This window comes from Gammaproteobacteria bacterium (genome assembly GCA_033344735.1).
In the GTDB taxonomy this organism is placed as follows: domain Bacteria; phylum Pseudomonadota; class Gammaproteobacteria; order UBA4575; family UBA4575; genus UBA1858.
The window spans coordinates 2,176,860-2,197,848 of the sequence record JAWPMW010000001.1 but is presented as its reverse complement, the minus strand read 5'-3'; the positions used below and the strand labels follow the sequence as shown (position 1 = coordinate 2,197,848).

At 40.3% G+C, this 20,989-nt stretch carries 21 protein-coding genes and 1 riboswitch; of the genes, 10 read left to right on the top strand and 11 right to left on the bottom strand.

What is annotated here, in order from left to right; translation table 11 throughout:
- Positions 1–93: 93 nt before the first annotated feature.
- The 5 genes from R8G33_11295 (at position 94) to R8G33_11275 (ending at position 4,938) form a co-directional block, all read left to right on the top strand.
- Entirely contained in the window at positions 94–576 is a 483-nt protein-coding gene (locus tag R8G33_11295; protein ID MDW3096249.1) for a peroxiredoxin, read from the top strand.
- A gap of 60 nt (positions 577–636) precedes the next feature.
- Positions 637–853: riboswitch (cobalamin riboswitch) on the top strand.
- A 128-nt stretch (positions 854–981) separates the two neighbouring features.
- Positions 982–2,886, top strand: a complete 1,905-nt coding sequence (locus tag R8G33_11290; protein ID MDW3096248.1) for a TonB-dependent receptor — start codon at positions 982–984, stop codon at positions 2,884–2,886.
- 56 nt (positions 2,887–2,942) lie between these two features.
- Positions 2,943–3,509, top strand: a complete 567-nt coding sequence (locus R8G33_11285; GenBank protein ID MDW3096247.1) for a cob(I)yrinic acid a,c-diamide adenosyltransferase — start codon at positions 2,943–2,945, stop codon at positions 3,507–3,509.
- A gap of 14 nt (positions 3,510–3,523) precedes the next feature.
- The gene (locus R8G33_11280) at positions 3,524–4,417 is read left to right on the top strand and encodes an ROK family protein (GenBank protein ID MDW3096246.1); all 894 of its coding nucleotides are present in this window, start codon (positions 3,524–3,526) and stop codon (positions 4,415–4,417) included.
- Positions 4,418–4,419: 2 nt separating this feature from the next.
- Positions 4,420–4,938 carry a DUF6580 family putative transport protein gene (locus R8G33_11275; protein ID MDW3096245.1) on the top strand — a complete coding sequence of 173 codons (519 nt, stop codon included), beginning with the start codon at positions 4,420–4,422 and terminating at the stop codon, positions 4,936–4,938.
- Positions 4,939–4,949: 11 nt separating this feature from the next.
- Here R8G33_11275 and R8G33_11270 read toward each other — a convergent pair whose 3' ends face one another.
- From R8G33_11270 to R8G33_11245, 6 genes are all read right to left on the bottom strand, one after another.
- On the bottom strand, positions 4,950–5,327 hold the full coding sequence (locus R8G33_11270; GenBank protein MDW3096244.1) for a ClpXP protease specificity-enhancing factor: 378 nt from the start codon (positions 5,325–5,327) through the stop codon (positions 4,950–4,952).
- A gap of 77 nt (positions 5,328–5,404) precedes the next feature.
- Complete coding sequence (locus R8G33_11265; GenBank protein MDW3096243.1) at positions 5,405–6,034, bottom strand: glutathione S-transferase N-terminal domain-containing protein; 630 nt, start codon at positions 6,032–6,034, stop codon at positions 5,405–5,407.
- A 28-nt stretch (positions 6,035–6,062) separates the two neighbouring features.
- Positions 6,063–6,782, bottom strand: coding sequence for a cytochrome c1 (locus R8G33_11260; protein ID MDW3096242.1), 720 nt, complete (start codon positions 6,780–6,782; stop codon positions 6,063–6,065).
- A gap of 35 nt (positions 6,783–6,817) precedes the next feature.
- On the bottom strand, positions 6,818–8,209 hold the full coding sequence (locus tag R8G33_11255) for a cytochrome bc complex cytochrome b subunit (protein ID MDW3096241.1): 1,392 nt from the start codon (positions 8,207–8,209) through the stop codon (positions 6,818–6,820).
- Positions 8,210–8,809: a ubiquinol-cytochrome c reductase iron-sulfur subunit gene (petA, locus tag R8G33_11250; protein MDW3096240.1), complete on the bottom strand. Its 600-nt coding sequence runs from the start codon at positions 8,807–8,809 to the stop codon at positions 8,210–8,212.
- Between the two features lie 158 nt (positions 8,810–8,967).
- On the bottom strand, positions 8,968–9,726 hold the full coding sequence (locus R8G33_11245; protein ID MDW3096239.1) for a Nif3-like dinuclear metal center hexameric protein: 759 nt from the start codon (positions 9,724–9,726) through the stop codon (positions 8,968–8,970).
- A gap of 82 nt (positions 9,727–9,808) precedes the next feature.
- On the opposite strand from R8G33_11245, the gene R8G33_11240 reads away from it, so the two are divergent.
- The 5 genes from R8G33_11240 (at position 9,809) to R8G33_11220 (ending at position 15,502) form a co-directional block, all read left to right on the top strand.
- On the top strand, positions 9,809–10,960 hold the full coding sequence (locus R8G33_11240) for a trypsin-like peptidase domain-containing protein (GenBank protein MDW3096238.1): 1,152 nt from the start codon (positions 9,809–9,811) through the stop codon (positions 10,958–10,960).
- A gap of 131 nt (positions 10,961–11,091) precedes the next feature.
- Positions 11,092–11,625, top strand: coding sequence for an ATP-dependent zinc protease (locus R8G33_11235; protein MDW3096237.1), 534 nt, complete (start codon positions 11,092–11,094; stop codon positions 11,623–11,625).
- Positions 11,626–11,652: 27 nt separating this feature from the next.
- Complete coding sequence (locus R8G33_11230; GenBank protein ID MDW3096236.1) at positions 11,653–13,188, top strand: inactive transglutaminase family protein; 1,536 nt, start codon at positions 11,653–11,655, stop codon at positions 13,186–13,188.
- Complete coding sequence (locus tag R8G33_11225; protein ID MDW3096235.1) at positions 13,185–14,123, top strand: alpha-L-glutamate ligase-like protein; 939 nt, start codon at positions 13,185–13,187, stop codon at positions 14,121–14,123. The genes R8G33_11230 and R8G33_11225 overlap by 4 nt, the downstream gene beginning before the upstream one ends.
- A 26-nt stretch (positions 14,124–14,149) precedes the next feature.
- Complete coding sequence (locus R8G33_11220; protein MDW3096234.1) at positions 14,150–15,502, top strand: succinylglutamate desuccinylase/aspartoacylase family protein; 1,353 nt, start codon at positions 14,150–14,152, stop codon at positions 15,500–15,502.
- Between the two features lie 15 nt (positions 15,503–15,517).
- On the opposite strand, the gene hisC is transcribed toward R8G33_11220, so the two are convergent.
- The 5 genes from hisC to murA are packed head-to-tail and all read right to left on the bottom strand — an operon-like array spanning position 15,518 to position 20,944.
- Positions 15,518–16,594 (bottom strand): histidinol-phosphate transaminase, encoded by a 1,077-nt coding sequence (hisC, locus tag R8G33_11215; protein MDW3096233.1) that lies wholly within the window; start codon positions 16,592–16,594, stop codon positions 15,518–15,520.
- A gap of 5 nt (positions 16,595–16,599) precedes the next feature.
- Complete coding sequence (gene hisD / locus R8G33_11210; protein MDW3096232.1) at positions 16,600–17,904, bottom strand: histidinol dehydrogenase; 1,305 nt, start codon at positions 17,902–17,904, stop codon at positions 16,600–16,602.
- Between the two features lie 18 nt (positions 17,905–17,922).
- Positions 17,923–18,996: a 3-deoxy-7-phosphoheptulonate synthase AroG gene (gene aroG / locus R8G33_11205; GenBank protein ID MDW3096231.1), complete on the bottom strand. Its 1,074-nt coding sequence runs from the start codon at positions 18,994–18,996 to the stop codon at positions 17,923–17,925.
- 27 nt (positions 18,997–19,023) lie between these two features.
- Positions 19,024–19,659, bottom strand: a complete 636-nt coding sequence (hisG, locus tag R8G33_11200) for an ATP phosphoribosyltransferase (GenBank protein ID MDW3096230.1) — start codon at positions 19,657–19,659, stop codon at positions 19,024–19,026.
- Positions 19,660–19,684: 25 nt separating this feature from the next.
- The gene (gene murA, locus R8G33_11195; protein ID MDW3096229.1) at positions 19,685–20,944 is read right to left on the bottom strand and encodes a UDP-N-acetylglucosamine 1-carboxyvinyltransferase; all 1,260 of its coding nucleotides are present in this window, start codon (positions 20,942–20,944) and stop codon (positions 19,685–19,687) included.
- Between the last annotated feature and the right edge of the window lie 45 nt (positions 20,945–20,989).

Here is a 20,989-nt window from a genome sequence, read left to right as displayed (position 1 = left end):
CAATTTAGATTAAGCTTCCTATTCACAGAATATAATATGTACCATCTAGCAATACAGTAAATTACGTCAATCACTCTAACTTTATCGACAGGAATGTTTAGCGCATTGCATGCAAATACACTTGAAATTGGACAAGTCGCCCCCTCATTTGAATTAATAGATCAGGATGGACAAACTCACTCATTAGAAAAATATCGAGGTCAATGGGTAGTAATGTATTTTTATCCCAAAGACGATACGCCAGGATGCACTAAAGAAGCTTGCGCATTTAGAGATGATTACAAAACTATTCGCGCACAAAATACACAAATTCTAGGTATTAGTGTCGACTCTTCTGAGAGCCATGCAGAATTTACTGAAAAATATAATCTACCCTTTCCGTTGTTGGTCGATATAGATGGACATGTAGCTAAACACTACCAATCACTTACTTCATTAGGTTTTATCAAGTTGGCTAAACGACATACTTTTATTATTGACCCCAGCGGTATTATTAAAATGATTTACCGCAAGGTAAAACCCAGCTCACATAGTGACCAAGTCTTATCAGATTTAGTGCAACTACAAACGAATTAAATGTAGTAGACTGTTGATAATAAAAACTTCGGATAAATAATCCAAAGATAATTTCATAACTTTTGATTCAGCGGTACAGGTGTCCTGTTGTTAATTTAACAAACAGGGTGAAACAGGGAATCTGGTGAAAGCCCAGAGCTGCCCCCGCAACGGTAATCAAGTGTAAATAAACTACCACGTCACTGCACATCAGTGTGGGAAGACTGTTTATTCGTTAGCTTAGAAATAGGCAAACTACTTGAGAGCCCGGAGACCGGCCTGTTACTGCGCGGCAAATTGCGGTGGGCGATTCGGGCTGCTTAGACTTCACACTACTTCCTGTGTCTTGGTGGTTTATTGTAGGTGTGCAGTTTACGCATTCTACTGTCACTGCGTTTGCTCTTCATGTTCTAAACAGGAGAACAAATGAGCTATTCACGCAAAATTTCCTTACTCATATTCACTCTATACTCTGGAACCTCATTCACGGAGGATACTCTTACATCTATCACTGTCACTGCCAGTCGCAATCCTATATCAGTCAATCATACTGGCAGTTCCGTCAGTATCATTGATAAGCAACAGATCAATAACAAACAACTCCCATTTGCCGCAGATCTATTGCGCGATGTACCAGGAACGACTATCAGTAAGAATGGAGGCACAGGAACACTTACCCAATTACGCATACGTGGTGCAGAGTCAAATCATTCCTTAGTGCTAATCGACGGGATAGAAGCGAACGATATCACTGCCGGCAGTGAATTCAACTTCGCAAATTTAGTCACTTGTGGGTTAGATAGCATAGAAGTATTGCGAGGACCTCAAAGTTCTCTCTGGGGCAGTGATGCTCTTGCTGGAGTAGTCAATATACAAACCAGAAAAGGTCAAGGACCTATCAATTTAGAAAGTACTTTTAGCACAGGACGATTTGACACACGCCAAAATTGCACAGGCATTAGTGGTGGCAACAATCTGCAGAATTTTTCATTTTATAGCGCCCATTATGAAAACAATGGTAGCAATATTTCTGAGCAAGGCTCAGAAAATGATGGATATCGCAACACAACATTTAATGGGCGCTATGGTATAGGTCTCTCAGATAATTTAGAAATAAACTTGACTGGTAGACATGTTGATTCAACAGTTGAAACAGATCCATTCGATCCACCAATTGATGCAGATCGTGAAACTGAATCCATTCAAAATTATTTTCAATTTAATTCGATGTTAATCACATTAAATAATGCTTGGAAACATCAAGCAAACATTAGCCTCACTGATACAAATAATGAAAATTATGCTGACGGCATAGAAGACACAAGCAGTGCTGGTGAAAAATTGAAATTTGATTATCAAACAACATTGTATCATTTTACTGACCATACAAATCATTCAATAACTTTGGCTTATGAACGCGAACGCGAGAAATTCAAACAAACAGGAACTGCCAGTGGGTTTGGCGACCCAAATCAAAGGCAAACAATTTACAATACTGGCTACATTGGTGAATATCGTGTTGGCATTATAGATCAATTATTTCTAAGTGCCTCTTTACGCAAAGATGATAACGACGAATTTCAAAATTCATATTCTCATCGCTTAAGTGCCATATATACACCTAAGGCATCGAACACAAGCTTTCATGGTGCATTTGGAAGCAGCGTGAAAAATCCAAGTTTTACTGAACGATTTGGCTTTACTCCAGATACATTCATAGGCAACCCCGACATCAAACCAGAAAAGTCAAAGGGCTGGGAAATTGGAATATCACATGCATTAACACAGCAGCTTAAAATTAATACAACCTACTTCTCTGAAAAATTAGAAGATGAAATAAATGGATTTTCTTTTGACCCTAGTTTAGGTGGTTTCACAGCAATTAATTTACAAGGCGAAAGTGATCGCAGAGGATTAGAATTATCTATCTATGCACAACCTCTAAAAAATCTTGATGTCAGCGCGGCTTATACCTACGTAGAATCTCGTCAACCTGACACTAGCGGCAAAACCTCTGAAATTAGAGTACCCAAGAACACTGCGAGCTTGGTGGCGAATTATAAGTTCCTGGAACATAGAGCGAATATAAATTTAAATATTAGCTATACAGATGATCAGTTTGATAGCGATTTCAGCACTTTCCCATCAGCTAGAGTTGAGCTAGGAGATTACACCCTTGTAAACATCTCAGGTGAATATCAAATTAATAATTGGCTAACTCTGCAGGGACGTATAGAAAATTTGTTTAATAAGGATTATCAAAATATCTTCGGTTATGAAACTCCAGGTATTAATGCTCATATAGGTGTAAAATTTCAATCCACTCAGTAAAGCTAACGTGCTACATTTGAGCAATATATAGTTAAATTGATAAGTGAATATATGTTATGGGAAATCGTCTAACAAAAATATACACGCGCAAGGGTGACGATGGCAACACAAGCCTAGCCACAGGTGAGCGTGTCGGGAAAGACTGTTTACTAATTAAAGCACAAGGTGACTTAGATGAACTTAACTCCAATATCGCCTGTGTTCGCGCATTCGAGGTCAGCCAACAAGTTGAAGCCATTCTAATTGCCATTCAACACCATTTATTCAATATCGGCGGTGAATTAAGCGCTCCACAGTGTGCCCTTACCAAGAATAATGATATTGAGTGGTTAGAACAATGGATTGATTTCTTTAATGAAAGCTTACCTCCTTTAGAAGAATTTATTCTACCAGGTGGTGATGCTGCCGTTGCACATTGTCATGTAGCACGTACTGTTTGCAGACGTGCTGAAAGAAACCTTGTTGAATGGTCACATGATAACGGATTACGCGCACAACTAATCCAATACATTAATCGACTTTCAGATTTATTGTTTGTGCTTGCTAGAGTAATTGAAGAAAACAAAAACTGCACTCCAACCTATTGGAACAAAGATTTCCCATTGCCCAAACCAAACAATTAGACACTATTTTTAACATGCGAATTGGCATCGATTTAGGCGGGACTAAAATTGAAGTATTGGTACTCGACGATGATGGAAAAGAATTACACCGTGAGAGAATAAATACTCCACAAGGCAACTACATAGCAACTTTAGATTGCATATGCGAACTAATTACATCAACAGAGAAAAAGCTTTGCGGTATTGGGAGTATAGGTATTTGCACGCCAGGATCGATTTCTCCTGCAAATAGCTTGTTACGAAACAGTAATTCTATCTGCTTAAACAATCAACCTTTTAAACAAGACCTAGAAAATAAATTGAATCGTAAGATTCGTATCGCTAATGATGCAAATTGTTTCGCACTGTCCGAAGCTACAGATGGTGCAGCCAAAGATGCGGAAATTGTGTTCGGCGTCATTATAGGCACCGGATGTGGCGCAGGCATCGTTATAAATAAAAAAATTATTGACGGCCCAAATGCCATATCGGGTGAATGGGGTCACAATCCCTTACCTTACCCAGAGGGTGACGAACTAAAATCAACGCAATGCTGGTGTGGAAAAAATGACTGTATAGAAACTTTTCTATCTGGTAGCGGATTCACTAATGATTATCAATTATCAACTGGTCTAAAAAAATCTAGCGAGCAAATAATTATCGATGCCAATGATAATGACTCTTTTGCTCTAGAGGTTTTATCGCGTTATCAACTAAGAATGGCTAAAAGTCTATCCCAAGTAATTAACATTCTAGATCCACATGTTATTGTTTTAGGTGGAGGCATGTCTAATATTGATTGTCTTTATTCAACTATCCCCAAACTCTGGCAACAATATGTTTTTTCAGATACTGTAAGGACTAAATTAGTAGCGCCTGTTCACGGTGATTCAAGCGGTGTTCGCGGAGCTGCATGGTTATGGGACTAAACATGTTTAAAAATCTTGACCATCCTTCTTGGCAATGGCTCGTAGCAATAATTTTATTCCTTGCTTTTAGCCGGCTGATACCACATCCGCCTAACTTTACACCTGTTGGAGCAATAGCATTACTAGCAGGGGCTTTTGGCAAAGACCTAAAGTTTTCTCTGTTGATTCCACTTATTGCTATGTTGCTTAGCGATTCAATGATCGGTTTCCATAGCACTATGTTGTTCGTTTACGCTGCAGTAGCATTGATAGTTATCGGCTGCCATTACTATCTAAAACAATTATCTTTTTTATCCCTAAGCATTGCGGCGTTTACTTCTGCGCTAGTGTTCTTTGCGATCACCAACTTTGGTGCATGGTTATCTCACGACATGTATGCACCTACCCTCAGCGGACTTAGCCAAGCTTATATAGCGGGGATTCCCTTTTTCAAGAACACACTATTAAGCAATATACTTTTCACACTAGTCGGCTTTTATGCATCGCAGCGGCTATCTAATAAGCAAATAACAGAGAGTTAAGTTAAAGACTATTACTTAACGACTTTCAAATGAGATCGTTTTGTTGAAGTATTATCTGGATCAGGGGGTGGGGTGATTTCATTGTCATCACCAAACATCATGCCCTGCCCATTTTCACGTGTATATATAGCCAATACAAACCCTATAGGGATATAAACAGAGGTTGCCTCACCATCAAAGCGGGCGTTAAAGGTAACCGCTTCATCACTAATATCCAAGTCTTGTGTCGCTGTAGGACTAATATTAAGTACTATTTTACCTTCTTGTTCGTATTGTCTGGGAACATGAACATTCTCGTCTTTAGTATCAACAAGCAGGTGCGGTGTCATGCCGTTATCTAAAATCCACTCAATCATGGCGCGGATTAAATATGGTCTGGTAGAAGTCATCGTCTATCCATTAAAACCAAGAAAAGACAATAAAAGAATCAGTTTTATTTCCAAGAATCTTTATATTTACATACAACTTAAATTGGTCGCATCTCTAATTCTTCTTCCGACAAACTACTCCGGAACGAAGGACGATCAAACACTCGATTACCATATTCAACAATTGCTTTGGCATCTGCTGGAAGATTGATATTCAAACTAGGCAATCTCCATAGCAGCGGTGCAATAGAACAATCAACCAGGCTAAATTCATCGCTTAAGAAAAAAGGCTTCACGCTGAATAATTCAATTGAACTAATTAAACTGTCTTCCAGAATTTTGCGGGCCTGCTCACTCTCAGCAGCATCTCCATTAATAATGGCATCAACTGGGGCATACCAGTCTTTTTCTATATGAAACAAAGCTAGACGAGACTTTGATCGAGACACTGGATCAACAGGCATCAATGGAGGATGCGGAAATCTCTCATCAAAATACTCCATAATCACTCGTGAGTCATATAATACTAAATCACGGTCGACCAATGTCGGTACTGAGTTGTATGGGTTCAGTTCAGATAAGTCTTCTGGCTTATTGTTCTCATCTATCTGCACAACATCTGCAGTGATGTCTTTTTCCGAAAGTACTATTCTGGTGCGATGACTCTGAATACAGGCAGGGTCTGAAAACAAAGTCATCACAGATCTTCGATTAGCGATTAACGCCATATAATTTCCAAAGTTTAGTTAATTATTATTAGTGTATGTCTTTCCAGTAATCGCGCTTCATGAAGTAAACAAGCACGCCAAGAGCAGCTAGAAAGAATAACACACCTACACCTATAGCTTTGCGTTTAAGTTGTGCAGGTTCACCCATATACACTAAGAAATTGACCAAATCAGCAATCATTGCATCATATTCTTTAGGTGACAGCGTGCCAGGGACTTCGATTTCAAATGGAGAAGCATGACTCTTACCATGAGCATCTCCGTGGTCTTCATCATGATGCTCATCTTTAGCAGCCAATGTTTGAAGACCTTGATATTCCCATAAGACATGTGGCATTGAAGTGCCAGGGAACTGAAGATTGTTGACTCCACGTATTGCCGAATCATCAACATAGAATGACTTTAAGTAACTATAAATCCAGTTTGCACCACGTGATCTTGCTTTTACGCTTAAATCTGGTGGTGGTGCACCAAACCACTCTTTACCTTGTTCCACCGTAAGCGCTACGGTCATGGTATCGCCAAATTTTCTTCCGGTGAATATCATGTGCTCAAGCATATTCTCTTCACTGATACCTAAATCAGCAGCAACACGATTGTAACGACTGAAAGAAGCAGAGTGGCAAGATAAGCAATAGTTGACAAAAGTCTTGGCGCCACGTTGCAATGATTTTTGATGATGAACATCAACATGCATTTCAAACAGTGGGCCGCCTCCGCCAGCTGCCCAACTGAACGATGAAAACATAAGAGCTGCTACACAAATTAATTTACAAATATTCTTCATGAAGTAACCCTCTCTGGCACTGGTTTATCTTGATCTAAATTGGTAAATGCTGCCCCTATTAAAGTAACAAACAGATAAGCAACAGGAATAATCCATGTTTTCCAGGTTAATTCTGCAATTTCAGGATTATTCCTGAACACGTCATACACCGTGATCAATCCAACGAAGACAATGAACCACATAATGTAATAACCCGCTGAACGTTGCGTGCTGTAAATCGCAAGAACCGCAAAGAACAAGAAGTACAGTTCAGAGAGTCTTAATGCCATTTGTGAAGCCATTGGTGTTACTGCTTGTACTCCGTAATATCCTAGCCATACAAACGCCACCAAGAAAACGAATAAATTCACTTTGTATAGCGCGCTTCTATAACGAATAGACTTCACTACATTCTTATCAATCCATGGTAAGAAGAACAGGACCATCACTGCAGCACCCATTGCCACCACACCCCAGAATGGATTAGGTATTGCTCTCAATACTGTATAGAACGGAGTGAAGTACCATACTGGCGCAATATGCTCAGGTGTTGCCAATGGATTTGCTGGTTCAAAGTTTGCGTGCTCTAAGAAGTAACCTCCCATTTCGGGCGCAAAAAATACAACCAATGCAAAAATAAACAAGAATACAACTGTTCCGACAATATCCTTAACTGTGTAGTAGGGATGGAATGGAATGCCGTCTAATGGAACGCCGTCCGCACCTTTGTTTTTCTTAATTTCAACACCGTCTGGGTTGTTTGATCCAACAGTATGTAATGCAGCGATATGAGCAACTACTAGACCCAACAGCACAATTGGTACCGCAATCACATGTAATGCAAAGAAGCGATTCAATGTGGCATCTGAAACGACATAATCACCACGTATCCATAAGGCAAGATCATCACCAATTACCGGTATCGTACCAAATAGATTAACAATGACCTGTGCACCCCAGTAAGACATTTGACCCCACGGTAACAAGTACCCCATGAATGCTTCAGCCATTAAACACAAATAAATCATCATGCCGAACAACCAGATCAATTCACGAGGTTGTTTAAATGAGCCATACATAAGGCCACGCAACATATGTAGATAGACCACAACAAAGAATGCTGATGCGCCAGTAGAATGCATATAACGCACTAACCAGCCCCAATTAACATCTCGCATGATGTATTCCACTGATGCGAATGCAAGTGCTGCATCAGGTTTGTAATGCATGGTGAGGAATATTCCAGTAACGATTTGGAGCACCAGGATTAATAAGGCTAGCGATCCAAAAAAGTACCAGAAGTTAAAATTCTTTGGTGCGTAATATTTAGAAAGGTGCGCTTCCCAAAATTCGATAACAGGCAGCCGTGAGTCTACCCATCCAATAATTCCACCTACTTTATTAGTCATTTATGCAGCCCCTTCATCAAGTTCACCAACAACGATTAAATTGTCGCTGATATATTTATATGGGGGGACTTCAAGATTCTTATTTGCTGGAACATTCTTATATACACGCCCTGCCATGTCGAAACGTGATCCGTGACATGCACAGTAGAAACCACCTACCCAATCTGGACCTAAATCTTCTGGCGCTAGTTCTGGTCTAAATGTTGGAGAGCAACCTAAGTGTGTACAAATACCAACCAAGACCAACACATCAGCTTTAAGTGAACGCATTTGATTGCGTGCAAAATCAGGTTGCTGGGTTAATTCATCTGAATTTGGGTCACGTACTCTTTCTTCATTCGAGTCTAATAGTGAGACCATCTTATCTGAACGACGTACGATCCAAACTGGCTTACGACGCCACTCTACTTGAATCTTCTGACCTGGTTCTAATTTGCTGACATCCACCTGTACAGGGGCACCAGAGGCCAACGCGCGAGCACTTGGGCTCATAGTGGATACAAACGGTACAATTGCAACGGCTGCGCCAACCGCACCCACCACACTCGCACTCACCGTCAACATTTTTCGACGACCCGTGTCTACAACGTGCTCCGACATGTAAATCTCCTTATCGATTACCTAATAACCTGCATTCAGTTAGCTTATTGCGCTATAGAATAGTCCTTATATAGCGAATTAAAATCTGCCACCTAAAAGCGCGGTAGGATGGCGTAACTAGTAAAAAACGTCAAGGCAAATTCAATGACACCAGTCTATTACGCTGGATTAATTTCATCAAAATACTGATGCTCCAGGTTAAATTTTTGTGCCAGATGAGCTGCTAACGCCTGAACCCCGTAACGTTCTGTGGCATGATGTCCAGCCGCTATAAAATGAATACCGCACTCTCGTGCAATATGCACCGTTTGCTCAGAAATTTCTCCAGTCAAATAAACGTCTGCATTTCGTTCAACCGCATCATCTATCATATGCTGAGCACCTCCAGTACACCATGCAATTCGTTGCACCTCACGCTCACCACTATCTATATGAATAGGCTCACGCCCTAGACTTTGGCCACATCTGCTGACAAATTCATGCACACTAACTGGGGCTTCTAACATGCCTACATTCCCAATCGGTGCTTTACTACTTTTCTGAAGCGGTTCTATATTTGAAATGCCTAATCGGTGAGCAATTTGGGCATTATTTCCGACTATTGGGTGAGCATCCAATGGAAGATGGTAAGCTATCAGGCTTATATCAGCACTCAATAACGCCTGTAAACGACGCTTTTTCATGCCTACCACTTGTGCTCGCTCATTTTTCCAGAAGTACCCATGATGAACCAGCAGACAATCTGCACCCCATTCCTTTGCTTGCTTAATTATAGCCAGACTAGCAGTCACGGCAGTGGCAACTTTACCAACATTATGCTTGCCTTCGACTTGAAGACCATTAGGGCAATAATCTCTAAAGTCATCAATAGATAAATATTTATCCGTGTAGCGGGTAATTTCAGTTAGTGTACTCATAAAATTTTGCTGGAATCTAGGCGACTATAATAACAGGGGCGTCTGCTGACGTCAGGCACATCGCATGATAGTGTAACCGACCATGTTACATCGCAAATTTCTTACATTCTTAGCTCAATCAGCTGCAGTCGGAATTATTGCGGCTGCTATATTAATATTTTTATTACCTAATACCTGGCTTCAATCAGGTAATGGTGACTCAAACTCCAACACAAGTAACTTAGCCAGTATTGGCCCTTATTCCTATTCTGATGCAGTGTCAAAAGCTGCACCCGCAGTAGTAAATATTTACACTAAAAAATTGGTTCAAGGTTCACGCAAATTTTCGACGAACAATCCTCAGTTAGAACGCATGTTAAGAAACATGTATGGACGGAATTTAGACCGCACGGTCACAAGCTTGGGTTCTGGCGTCATTGTCACAGCAGAAGGCCATATTCTGACGAACAATCACGTAATCGAGAATGCTGAAGAAATTGAAGTATATTTGCGTGACGGCCGCCAACTCAGCGCTAAAGTGGTTGGTGCAGATCCAGAAACTGATCTTGCTGTATTACAAATTCCTACAACAGATGTTCCTAATATTTCATTTGCCACTTCGCAGCCATTAGCGGTTGGTGATGTTGTACTCGCGATTGGCAACCCATTTGGATTAGGGCAAACCGTTTCTCAAGGGATCATTAGTGCAACAGGAAGAAATCAATTAGGCGTCAATGTATTTGAAAATTACATTCAAACAGACGCTGCTATTAATCCTGGAAATTCAGGTGGTGCACTTGTTAATGCTAGAGGTGAATTGATTGGTATTAACACCATCACTTCATCCAAGAATGGTAATTCTGTAGGTATTGGTTTTGCCATCCCGATCGTACTGGCCAAAGAAGTTATGGCACATATGATTGAATATGGGCGCGTATTACGTGGATGGGTTGGTGTACGCATACAAAACATTTCTCCTCAACTATCAGAATCATTTGGTTTAACTGAAAGTGGAGGAGTATTGGTGTCAGGGATTGTCCGTGGCGGGCCTGCTCATAGTGCTGGTCTATACCCCGGCGATATTATTATCTCTATGAACGACCAAATTCTAACTGATGAACGACAAGTTCTAAATGAAGTGATTCGATTTCGCCCTCAGCAAAAGTTAAATGTAAAGGGTATTCGCAATGGCACTCTAACAGAATGGACAATTGAGGTAGGCCAACGTCCAATCTATGGGGCATTAACTTATTAATCGATAACATTCTTTATATAGTCTCCATTACACCGTATATCGCGCACATTCCACATAACGCAAACTTATTTGTTGCGTTACAGTCATATCAATAGTCAGACTTAAAAATGCTGCGCAATAATAAAAAACTTATGATAACCAATACAAGCAAATCCATTATTATCCTAATTACTTTCCTGTGCACTTATTCCACCAGCAGTTTCAGTAAAGAGCCTGCGCGCGTGATCGCTGGTTGGGTAGAGAAAGTACGCATTGAATATCAGGCTTATGACATTAAAGCCAAATTAGACACAGGTGCAAAAACATCGTCTATTCATGCCATAAAAATCAAGCCATTTAAAAAAGATGGAAAAAGATGGGTAAAATTCACTTTGCTACTCAAAGACAGCAAAGGTACTCAACATAAATTATATTTTGAAAAACCTCGCTCTCGCAAAGCTAATATAAAAAACCACAATGGCAAACATGATCCAAGATATGTAGTCAATCTAGACTTATGTTTTAACGGCCGCAAGTATGTTACAGAATTTACATTAGCGGACCGCAGCGAATATATTTATGACGTACTACTTGGCAGGCAGTTTCTCAAGAGAGTAGCAGTCATTGATCCCAATGATACATTTTTAACCCTGTCATCCTGTGAAGCTCAATCAAATCAATTCTAATTACATTCTCATAAGACTTACAAACACATGCATCGAACACCCGTTATTTTTTGGTCAGTATTATTTGTTGTCATTGGCCTGGCAATTTTTTTACATAAAAGCATTCAATTAGATTTCCCATTATCTGCAGATAAAGAAACAGAAGCATGGACAGTTCAAGCGCGCTTAAGTTTTGAAGCTAACAAGCGCAATGTAAAAGCCATGCTATACATTCCTCACGTCACTCCTGGATATTCTAAACTTGAGGAATATTATATTTCTGGAAATTTCGGATTAAACGCAAAGAAAAGCGATGACAATAAAACAGCAAATTGGGCAATAAGAAAAGCTGAAGGTGAACAAACTCTATATTATCGCACCACTGTTACTAAAACTGGCGCTACAAAAAAATGGAATACCGTTCCCGATTATCCAGATGCACCTCAGTTTGAGGAGCCATATGCCACTGCTATTTCAAAGATTATTGAAGATGTACGCAGTCAGTCAGCTGATACATACTCATTTACATATGAATTAATTAATCAACTCAAATCATCTGATGCTAACGAAAATATTTCGTTAATTCGCGGTCTCGCAGATTCCAATCATGAAATTGCCGACCTGGTAATCAAATTACTTTCAGTTGCACACATACCTACTCGTAAAGTTTGGGTAATCGGTTTGGCCGATGCCGTTAACAACACCCACCCTAGAGTATTAATTCAAGCCTACAACGGAGATGAATGGTTAACATTTAATCCCAAAGATGGCAACGCGGGAATTCCTACTAACCACTTAGTGTGGAAAGTTGGTGATGGACCCTTTTATGAAGTCAAAAATGCCAAAGACGTTGAGCTGCAATTTTCAGTCACAAAATCTTATATTGAGCTACTCGATGTAGCCAAACAGAATGCTAAACGATCAAGCTCAATGCTTGGTGGCCTAACTTTATTTGCTTTGCCAGTTCAAAGCCAGAACACATATAGTCTCTTACTCATGGTGCCACTAGGTGCATTGTTAGTAGTATTCATGCGCACATTTATTGGGGTGCAGACATTTGGCACCTTCATGCCTATCTTAATCGCGATCGCATTTCGAGAAACGCAATTATTTTGGGGTATCGTTTTATTTACAGGCATTGTATTTGTTGGATTACTGATTCGCTTTTATCTGGAACACCTACGCTTATTGTTAATTCCCAGATTAGCAGTCATTTTAGTAACCGTTGTTACTCTCATGCTGATTATAAGTTTAATTACCAGTCGTCTTGGCGTAGATAGACTATTATCAATTTCGTTATTCCCAATGGTGATTCTTGCTATGACCATTGAACGAATGTCTATAACATGGGAAGAAAATGGCGCACAAGCAGCTTTATTTCAAGGCCTAGGCAGTTTAGTTGTTGCCAGTTTTGGTTATCTACTAATGACTAGTGATCGTTTATCTTACTTAATGTTTGTATTCCCAGAATTATTATTAGTTATATTAGGCATCTGCTTAATAATGGGTCGCTACACAGGGTATCGACTGAATGAATTACTTCGTTTTCGCGAAATGAAATCAATCAAGAATAATCAATCATGATAGGTTTTATTAGCCCAAAAGAATTACGCAGACATGGTGTACTTGGAATTAATCAACGCAACACAGATTACATTATGCGTTTCAACCCTCGCCATTTATACCCATTGGTGGATGATAAGTTAACTACAAAAAGCTTAGCCATTAGTGCAGGTATTGAAGTACCCAAACTTTATTCCACGATAGAAATAAATAATGAAATAAACACTCTTGATATGCACTTAGAGAAACACCATGAGGTAGTTATAAAACCTGCACATGGTAGCGGCGGCAACGGCATTTTAGTATTAGGTGGGAAAATCGGGAAATTCCACAAAACCGCAAGCGGTGATTTAATCAGTCTAAATTCAATTAAGCATTATGTGTCTAATATTTTATCCGGAATGTATAGTTTAGGAGGACTCTCCGACAAAGCATTTCTAGAATACAGAGTTCAATTTGATCCAGTGTTTGAAAATATTAGTTTTAAAGGTGTGCCCGATATACGCATTATCGTCTTTCAAGGCGTGCCTGTTTCAGCCATGATTCGACTGCCGACTAGCAAATCAGGTGGCAAAGCTAATCTTCATCAAGGAGCAATTGGTGTTGGCATTAATTTAGCCACCGGAAGAACCACGCATGCTGTCATTGGTAATAGTCCTACCAATATTCATCCTGATACTGGGAATGTAATCCATGATTTACAAATTCCCAAATGGCAGAAAATTCTGACCATTGCTATTAATTGCGCCGATACCGTAGGGCTGGGTTACCTTGGCGTTGATATTGTATTAGATAGCAACCTTGGCCCATTAATGCTTGAATTAAATGCCCGGCCTGGATTAAACGTTCAACTCGCAAACCAACAAGGCTTATATAACAATCTTGCCAAAATTGAAAAATTAGAAAAAATTCCTCAATCGATAGAAGAAAGAATCATGCTTGCTGAAACATTATGATTAAATTAACGACTATGTTAAATTTTATGACATTCAACAAGACTTGCAATGTGTCTTTATCTGCATTCTGCTTAATTAGCCTGCAATTCTATAGTATTACCCTATCTTTTGCGGATGCCTCTGCTGAGAAAATAGACTCTGAAACTAACGTTACCGAAAAAAGCTCTGAACCTAAGGCAGCTACCGTTGCCCCCAATCTGGACTTAAAAGAAGTTGCTCCGTTGCCAGAGCCTATGCCTGAATCCGAACCGGCTCCAGAAGTAACTGAAGACATTGAATTGGAAAATAATATTGATCAGCTTGTAGAAGACAAACTAGCTGCTCCTGCTGTGTCTGCGCCGGAGGAAGATACTCGTGATAAATTAGTCATCCTTGGCGCCGAAGTACCTGAAAATTCATCAACACGTTTATCGTGGTCTCCTAGAATTACTATTTCTGGTCTAGCTCTACCAACACCAGTGTTGGTAATCAATGGCGCAAAACCTGGACCCACAGTGTGTTTAACTGCTGCGATTCATGGAGACGAATTAAATGGTATCGAAGTCGTTAGACGTGTGATGTATGACATTGATCCAAGCAAATTATCTGGTACTTTAATTGGCGTACCTATTGTTAACTTACAAGGCTTTCAAAGAACCTCGCGCTATTTATCAGACCGTCGAGATTTAAATCGCTTTTTCCCTGGCGAACCGAATGGCAGCTTAGCATCAAGAATTGCATTCTCTCTATTCACAAAAGTAATCAAACATTGTAATTATCTCATCGACTTGCATACAGGATCATTTCGCAGAAACAATCTACCTCAAATACGCGCAAATATGAGTGATCCGAATGTTGCAGAGTTTGTTGGTGCATTTGATAAAATTGCCGTAGTGCACCATGCCGGCAGTCCTGGTATGTTGCGAAGTGTTGCAAATCAATCTGGAATTGTTGCGATCACGATGGAGTTAGGTGAATCCTTGCGCATACAAGAAAATCAAATTGCGGCTGGCACTTACAGTATTAATAGCCTGCTCGATAAATTAGATATTTATCCGCGCACGCTGATATGGGGGGATCCCAAGCCAACTTACTATGAATCATTATGGTTACGTGCAGAGAGTGGAGGAATATTATTTAGTGAAATGGATCTCGGCGATCGAGTTTCACAAGGTGATGTACTAGGTATTGTAACAGACCCTATCACCAATCAAAGCACCGAACTTGTGTCTCCAGTCAATGGAAATATTATCGGCATGGCAGTCAACCAAGTTGTTATCCCAGGATTTGCTGCATATCATATTGGCATTGAATCTACTCAAGAAGAAATGACGCATATTAAAGAAGATCAAATTCCATCTGATGTGAATACAGACGGCGAAGTGGTTGACCCAGAATAAAGTGCTAGATCAAATTTATTGACTCAACGCATTAATCAACGCATCACAAAATATTTTATTTTCTTCTTTTGAACCCACAGTCACACGTAAGCATTGCGCTAGCCCTGCTTGCTTGCTCACATTTTTAATCAGTACTTTCTGCTCAAGTAAACGATTAAATACATCACTTGCATCTTGCTCAAGCATTTTAATTAAAATAAAGTTCGCTTCACTACGATAAGGCGTCACGCCAATTATTGCTGATAGTTGGCCAAACAAAGAGCCGCGTAAAAATCTAATCGTTTCTGCTTGCTCAGCAAATAATTCATAGTGATCAAGAGCAAACTCCATTGTTAACTGGGTTAACAGATTAATATTGTATGGAAGACGAATTTTATTAAGCTCAGCGATTAACTCAGCATTTCCTGCCAACCATCCAAAACGAATTGCTGCTAAACCCAACTTTGATGCTGTTCTAAGTAACACCATATTGTGATTTTTGACTAGGTCATTCGTGAAACTATCTCCTGCAAAAGGACCATAAGCTTCATCAATGACGACTATTCCTTGGCTTTTATCCAAAATAGCTTGGATATCATTTCTACTCCATAAATTACCTGTTGGATTATTAGGATATGCAAGAAACACAAGAGCAGGGTTATATTTTTCAATCGCTTCAAGCATTGCTTCTAAATCTAGCTCATAGTTTTCATCAAGCGGAACTACATGACAACTTACACCAATCATTTCAGCAATCATTTGATACATTGAGAAGCTTGGGCTAACTGTTAGAATACATGCTGCTGGTTTAGCAATTGCTAACACTAATAATTGAATTAATTCATCAGATCCATTACCCAAGAGTAGACCACTATCATCATGCGGACCAAACTGGTGCTTTAACTTCTGTTTTAGTTTTTCAGGATTAGGCTCAGGATAACGATTAATTTGTGCATGACTTATATGCTCCAACCACTTTTTACGCATATTCGCTGGCCAAGCAAATGGATTTTCCATTGCATCTAATTTCACTAATCCAGTTGCATCTTGTACAGCATAAGCTTGCAACTTGTTTAGCTCTGGTCTCAACAGAGATAAGACTTTCCCATCCATATTAACTATTTAACTGAGCCTCTAAATTCGGCAGACTTCGCATGCGCTGTTAATCCCTCACTATGTGCAAGAGTACTAGCAATACCACTAAGTTGTAATGCGCCTTTATTTGAGCAATTTAAAATTGTCATGCGCTTTTGAAAATCGTACACGCCTAATGGTGATGAAAATCTTGCTGTCGCACTGGTAGGTAAAACATGATTCGGCCCAGCACAGTAATCACCAAAAACTTCTGGCGTGTGATGCCCCATAAATACAGCTCCTGCATGCTGAATGCTTTCAAGTAATTTTTCAGGATCGCGCACTGAAAGCTCTAAATGTTCCGGCGCCACTTGATTGCTGATTTTTGCAGCCTGTTCCAAATTATCAACTTTTACATAACAGCCAAAAGCATTAATCGCTTGTTCAATAATTTCTGCACGTTCAAGTGTAGGCAATAATTCATTCATTGCTGACTCAACTTTATTAAGCATTTCTTCTGAGGTTGATAGCAATGTCGTACGCGCTAATACATCATGTTCAGCTTGAGAGAATAAATCCATTGCAATCCATTCAGGATTAGCCGAGTCATCACATATAACTAACACCTCTGATGGACCCGCAATCATATCTATACCAACTTTGCCAAACACCATTCTCTTAGCTGTAGCGACAAAAATATTCCCTGGCCCAACAATTTTATCTACTGGTGGAACTGTTTCTGTTCCGTAAGCAAGGGCAGCCACAGCTTGCGCACCACCAATTCGAAACACTCGATCAACGCCAGCGACAGCTGCTGCTGCAAGTACCGTAGTATTTAATTTCCCATCAGGTGTCGGCGCGACCATGATAATTTCTGGCACACCTGCTACTTTAGCTGGCACAGCATTCATAAGCACTGAAGAGGGATACGCAGCAGTACCACCAGGCACATAAATACCTACACGGTCTAATGGTGTTACACGCTGTCCTAATAGTGAGCCATGTTCATCAGTATATTGCCAAGACTGAAGACGCTGGTGTTCGGCATATTCCTCAACCCTCTTATGTGCTTGTTCTAATGCTACACGTTGAGCAGGATCTATAGATGTTAATGCATCTTGAAGTTGCGCTTGCGATATTTCTAATTGCTGCGCATTGGCTAATTCTAAGCGATCAAATTTATGTGTGAAATCTAATAATGCACTATCACCCTTGGTACGAATCTGAGCAATGATGTCTTGCACAGTGTGCGAGACATCAGACTCATGTTCAGTATTAGCTTCTAGAAAATTAGAAAATTGCGTTTGAAATGATGCTTGTTGAGAATTAAATCGTCGAATTGTAAGCATATAATAGCAATGACCTATCTACGCAGCAGCTGTGTCTTTTACCTGACGACGCACTTGCACCGCTTTAGCAAATTGCTCTAGCAACTGTTCTGTGTCCGCCCAATTGATGCAAGCATCAGTAACACTTTGACCGTAAGTTTCTGCTTTACCATCAACAACATTTTGGCGGCCTTCAACAATATTACTTTCTATCATAATGCCAAAAATTCTCTTCTCACCATTTGACAACTGATTACATATATCAGTACCTACTTCTTTTTGTTTGTCGTGCTGTTTTAAGCTATTAGCATGACTGCAATCCACCATTACACGAGGTGCCAAATTGGCTTTTTCTAGACTTGCACAAGCTTCGCTAATACTTGCTGCATCATAGTTTGTTGATTTGCCACCACGCAAAATCACATGACAATCAGGGTTGCCGGCAGTAGAAAATATGGCTGACTTACCTTCTTTTGTCACCGAAAGGAAATGATGTGGCCGCGTTGCCGAACCAATCGCATCAACCGCCACTTGCAAACCACCATCTGTGGCATTTTTAAATCCAACCGGACAAGATAAACCTGACGCTAATTCTCGATGTACTTGGCTTTCAGTAGTACGAGCACCAATCGCCCCCCAACTGACCAAATCAGCTACATATTGCGGACTTATAAGATCAAGATATTCAGTACCGGCAGGGATACCCATATTATTCAAATCTAACAATAATTCTCTTGCTAGCCGCAAACCTTTGTTGATTTCAAAGCTATTATCTAAATTTGGATCATTGATTAAACCCTTCCACCCTACAGTAGTACGAGGCTTTTCAAAATACACACGCATAATGATAAGTAAGTCATCAGACATCTTATTACGCAACTTTAATAACCGCTGTGCGTAATCTCGTGCTGCATCTGGGTCATGAATAGAGCACGGTCCAACGACTACGACCAAGCGATCATCATCACCATGAAAAACTTTTTGAATTTCTGTACGTGCGGTGTGTACACAGCTAGAAGATTCGTCTGACAGAGGGAACTCTTCAAATACCTGCATCGGGGTACTTACTTCCTTCATTTCTATAATTCGTAGATCGTCAGTTTGGTATTTCATGTTGTTTTTCCTAGTTATCTTATTCTTTTAAATTTCTTCTATCGCTTTACGAAATTGTTCAACAATGTGTTGTATTGTATCAAATCTCACCTTTAAAGACGCTTTATTCGCCACCAGACGAGAACTAATGTCTTCAATATGCTCAAGCGGTTGTAACCCATTTGCACGCAGTGTGTTTCCTGTATCTACTAAATCTACAATTAAATCTGCAAGACCAGTTAACGGCGCCAATTCCATCGAACCATATAACTTAATTATTTCAACTTGCTTTCCTTGCTGAGCAAAATACTGCTGGGCTGAATGCACATATTTTGTCGCTACTTTTAGTCTAGCGCCAGCGTCTGGTAGTTCAGATTTTCCTGCCACCATTAACTTGCATTTGCATATTTGAAGATCAAGTAACTCATACAGACCCTCACCTTGGGTTTCCATCAAGGTGTCCTTGCCTGCAATACCCAAATCAGCGGCTCCATACTGTACATAAGTAGGCACGTCAGTGGCACGAATAACGACTACTCTCACATTTGGATTTTCTGTGTCTATCAGTAACTTACGTGTCTTATTCAAGTCCTCTATGGGTGCCATACCCATTCGCTCAAGTAATGGAACCGTGTCTTCGAGTATTCGACCCTTAGAGATCGCTAGAGTAATTTTACTATTCATATTTCAAGACCATTTACAATATTTGTTAACTGGGAAGTCTTTGTATATTGGCGCCAAGTTGTGCAAGTTTTTCTTCAATACATTCATAACCGCGGTCAATATGGTAAATCCTATCAACAATAGTATCCCCATGAGCAGCAATTCCAGCCAAAATCAAGCTCGCAGAAGCTCGCAAATCAGTCGCCATTACCGGTGCAGAAGTTAAGTGATCGATTCCTATCACTACTGCCGTGTTTCCCTCTACACTGATGTTAGCACCCATTCTTTGTAGCTCTTGGACGTGCATAAATCTATTCTCAAACACTGTTTCCGTAATTGTGCCGGAGCCTTCGGCCACAGCATTCAATGCAGTAAATTGGGCCTGCATATCAGTGGGGAACGCTGGATATGGTGATGTCCTTATATTAACACTCTTGGGTTGATTGCCTTTCATGTCGACCTGAACCCAATCTTCACCGGTATCTACGAATGCACCGCAATCTTCAAGTTTTTGCAGTACGGCATCTAAGGTTCTTGGTGCAGTATGAGTAACCTTCACGCAACCTCGGGAAATTGCACCAGCAACTAAAAATGTTCCTGTCTCTATGCGATCAGGGAGTACAGAATAATTACAGCCTTCTAAACGAGTGACACCATGAATGGTTAAGCAATCAGTACCTATACCTTCAATATTTGCACCCATGGTAGTAAGACAATTGGCTAAATCACTGACTTCAGGCTCACGTGCGGCATTCTCTATAATGGTTGTTCCTTCAGCCAATACTGCAGCCATCATTAAATTTTCAGTACCAGTTACAGTGACACAATCAAGCACTATTCGCGCTCCTCTTAAACGAGAAGCTATAGCTTTTATATATCCACCTTCAACTTCGATATTAGCACCCAGCGCACGCAATCCCTGAATATGTAGATCGACAGGTCTTGTACCAATGGCACATCCACCAGGCAGTGAAACTTCGGCTCTGCCAAAACGCGCTACTAATGGACCCAAAACAAGGATTGAGGCACGCATTGTTTTGACCAAATCGTAAGGAGCAATAAAGTGTTTAATGGTGCTGGCATCAGACTCAATGTTCATACGTTCATCGACTGTCAGTGATACACCCATTTCACCCAACAGCCCCATCGTGGTGGTCACATCTAAAAGGTGTGGCACATTGCCTATGGTCATTGGTGTGTCAGCCAACAGTGAAGCTGCCAGTATAGGTAATACAGCATTTTTAGAACCTGAGGCTCGTACTTTCCCATTCAGTGGCTGGCCACCGGATACTAAGAGTTTTTCCATTAATTTAATCTGATCGAAGAATTTGCGTTGCTAGCTTACAACGCT

Bases quoted from the DNA above. Each gene is read 5' to 3' on its own strand.
- R8G33_11230 (MDW3096236.1), top strand. From the start codon at position 11,653: ATGCATCGAACACCCGTTATTTTTTGGTCAGTATTATTTGTTGTCATT.
- R8G33_11280 (MDW3096246.1), top strand. From the start codon at position 3,524: ATGCGAATTGGCATCGATTTAGGCGGGACTAAAATTGAAGTATTGGTA.
- aroG (MDW3096231.1), bottom strand. From the start codon at position 18,996: ATGAAATACCAAACTGACGATCTACGAATTATAGAAATGAAGGAAGTA.
- murA (MDW3096229.1), bottom strand. From the start codon at position 20,944: ATGGAAAAACTCTTAGTATCCGGTGGCCAGCCACTGAATGGGAAAGTA.
- R8G33_11240 (MDW3096238.1), top strand. From the start codon at position 9,809: ATGTTACATCGCAAATTTCTTACATTCTTAGCTCAATCAGCTGCAGTC.
- R8G33_11270 (MDW3096244.1), bottom strand. From the start codon at position 5,327: ATGACTTCTACCAGACCATATTTAATCCGCGCCATGATTGAGTGGATT.
- R8G33_11235 (MDW3096237.1), top strand. From the start codon at position 11,092: ATGATAACCAATACAAGCAAATCCATTATTATCCTAATTACTTTCCTG.
- R8G33_11260 (MDW3096242.1), bottom strand. From the start codon at position 6,782: ATGTTTTCATCGTTCAGTTGGGCAGCTGGCGGAGGCGGCCCACTGTTT.
- hisG (MDW3096230.1), bottom strand. From the start codon at position 19,659: ATGAATAGTAAAATTACTCTAGCGATCTCTAAGGGTCGAATACTCGAA.
- R8G33_11285 (MDW3096247.1), top strand. From the start codon at position 2,943: ATGGGAAATCGTCTAACAAAAATATACACGCGCAAGGGTGACGATGGC.
- hisD (MDW3096232.1), bottom strand. From the start codon at position 17,904: ATGCTTACAATTCGACGATTTAATTCTCAACAAGCATCATTTCAAACG.
- R8G33_11265 (MDW3096243.1), bottom strand. From the start codon at position 6,034: ATGGCGTTAATCGCTAATCGAAGATCTGTGATGACTTTGTTTTCAGAC.
- R8G33_11225 (MDW3096235.1), top strand. From the start codon at position 13,185: ATGATAGGTTTTATTAGCCCAAAAGAATTACGCAGACATGGTGTACTT.
- R8G33_11290 (MDW3096248.1), top strand. From the start codon at position 982: ATGAGCTATTCACGCAAAATTTCCTTACTCATATTCACTCTATACTCT.
- petA (MDW3096240.1), bottom strand. From the start codon at position 8,809: ATGTCGGAGCACGTTGTAGACACGGGTCGTCGAAAAATGTTGACGGTG.
- hisC (MDW3096233.1), bottom strand. From the start codon at position 16,594: ATGGATGGGAAAGTCTTATCTCTGTTGAGACCAGAGCTAAACAAGTTG.
- R8G33_11275 (MDW3096245.1), top strand. From the start codon at position 4,420: ATGTTTAAAAATCTTGACCATCCTTCTTGGCAATGGCTCGTAGCAATA.
- R8G33_11295 (MDW3096249.1), top strand. From the start codon at position 94: ATGTTTAGCGCATTGCATGCAAATACACTTGAAATTGGACAAGTCGCC.
- R8G33_11220 (MDW3096234.1), top strand. From the start codon at position 14,150: ATGACATTCAACAAGACTTGCAATGTGTCTTTATCTGCATTCTGCTTA.
- R8G33_11245 (MDW3096239.1), bottom strand. From the start codon at position 9,726: ATGAGTACACTAACTGAAATTACCCGCTACACGGATAAATATTTATCT.
- R8G33_11255 (MDW3096241.1), bottom strand. From the start codon at position 8,209: ATGACTAATAAAGTAGGTGGAATTATTGGATGGGTAGACTCACGGCTG.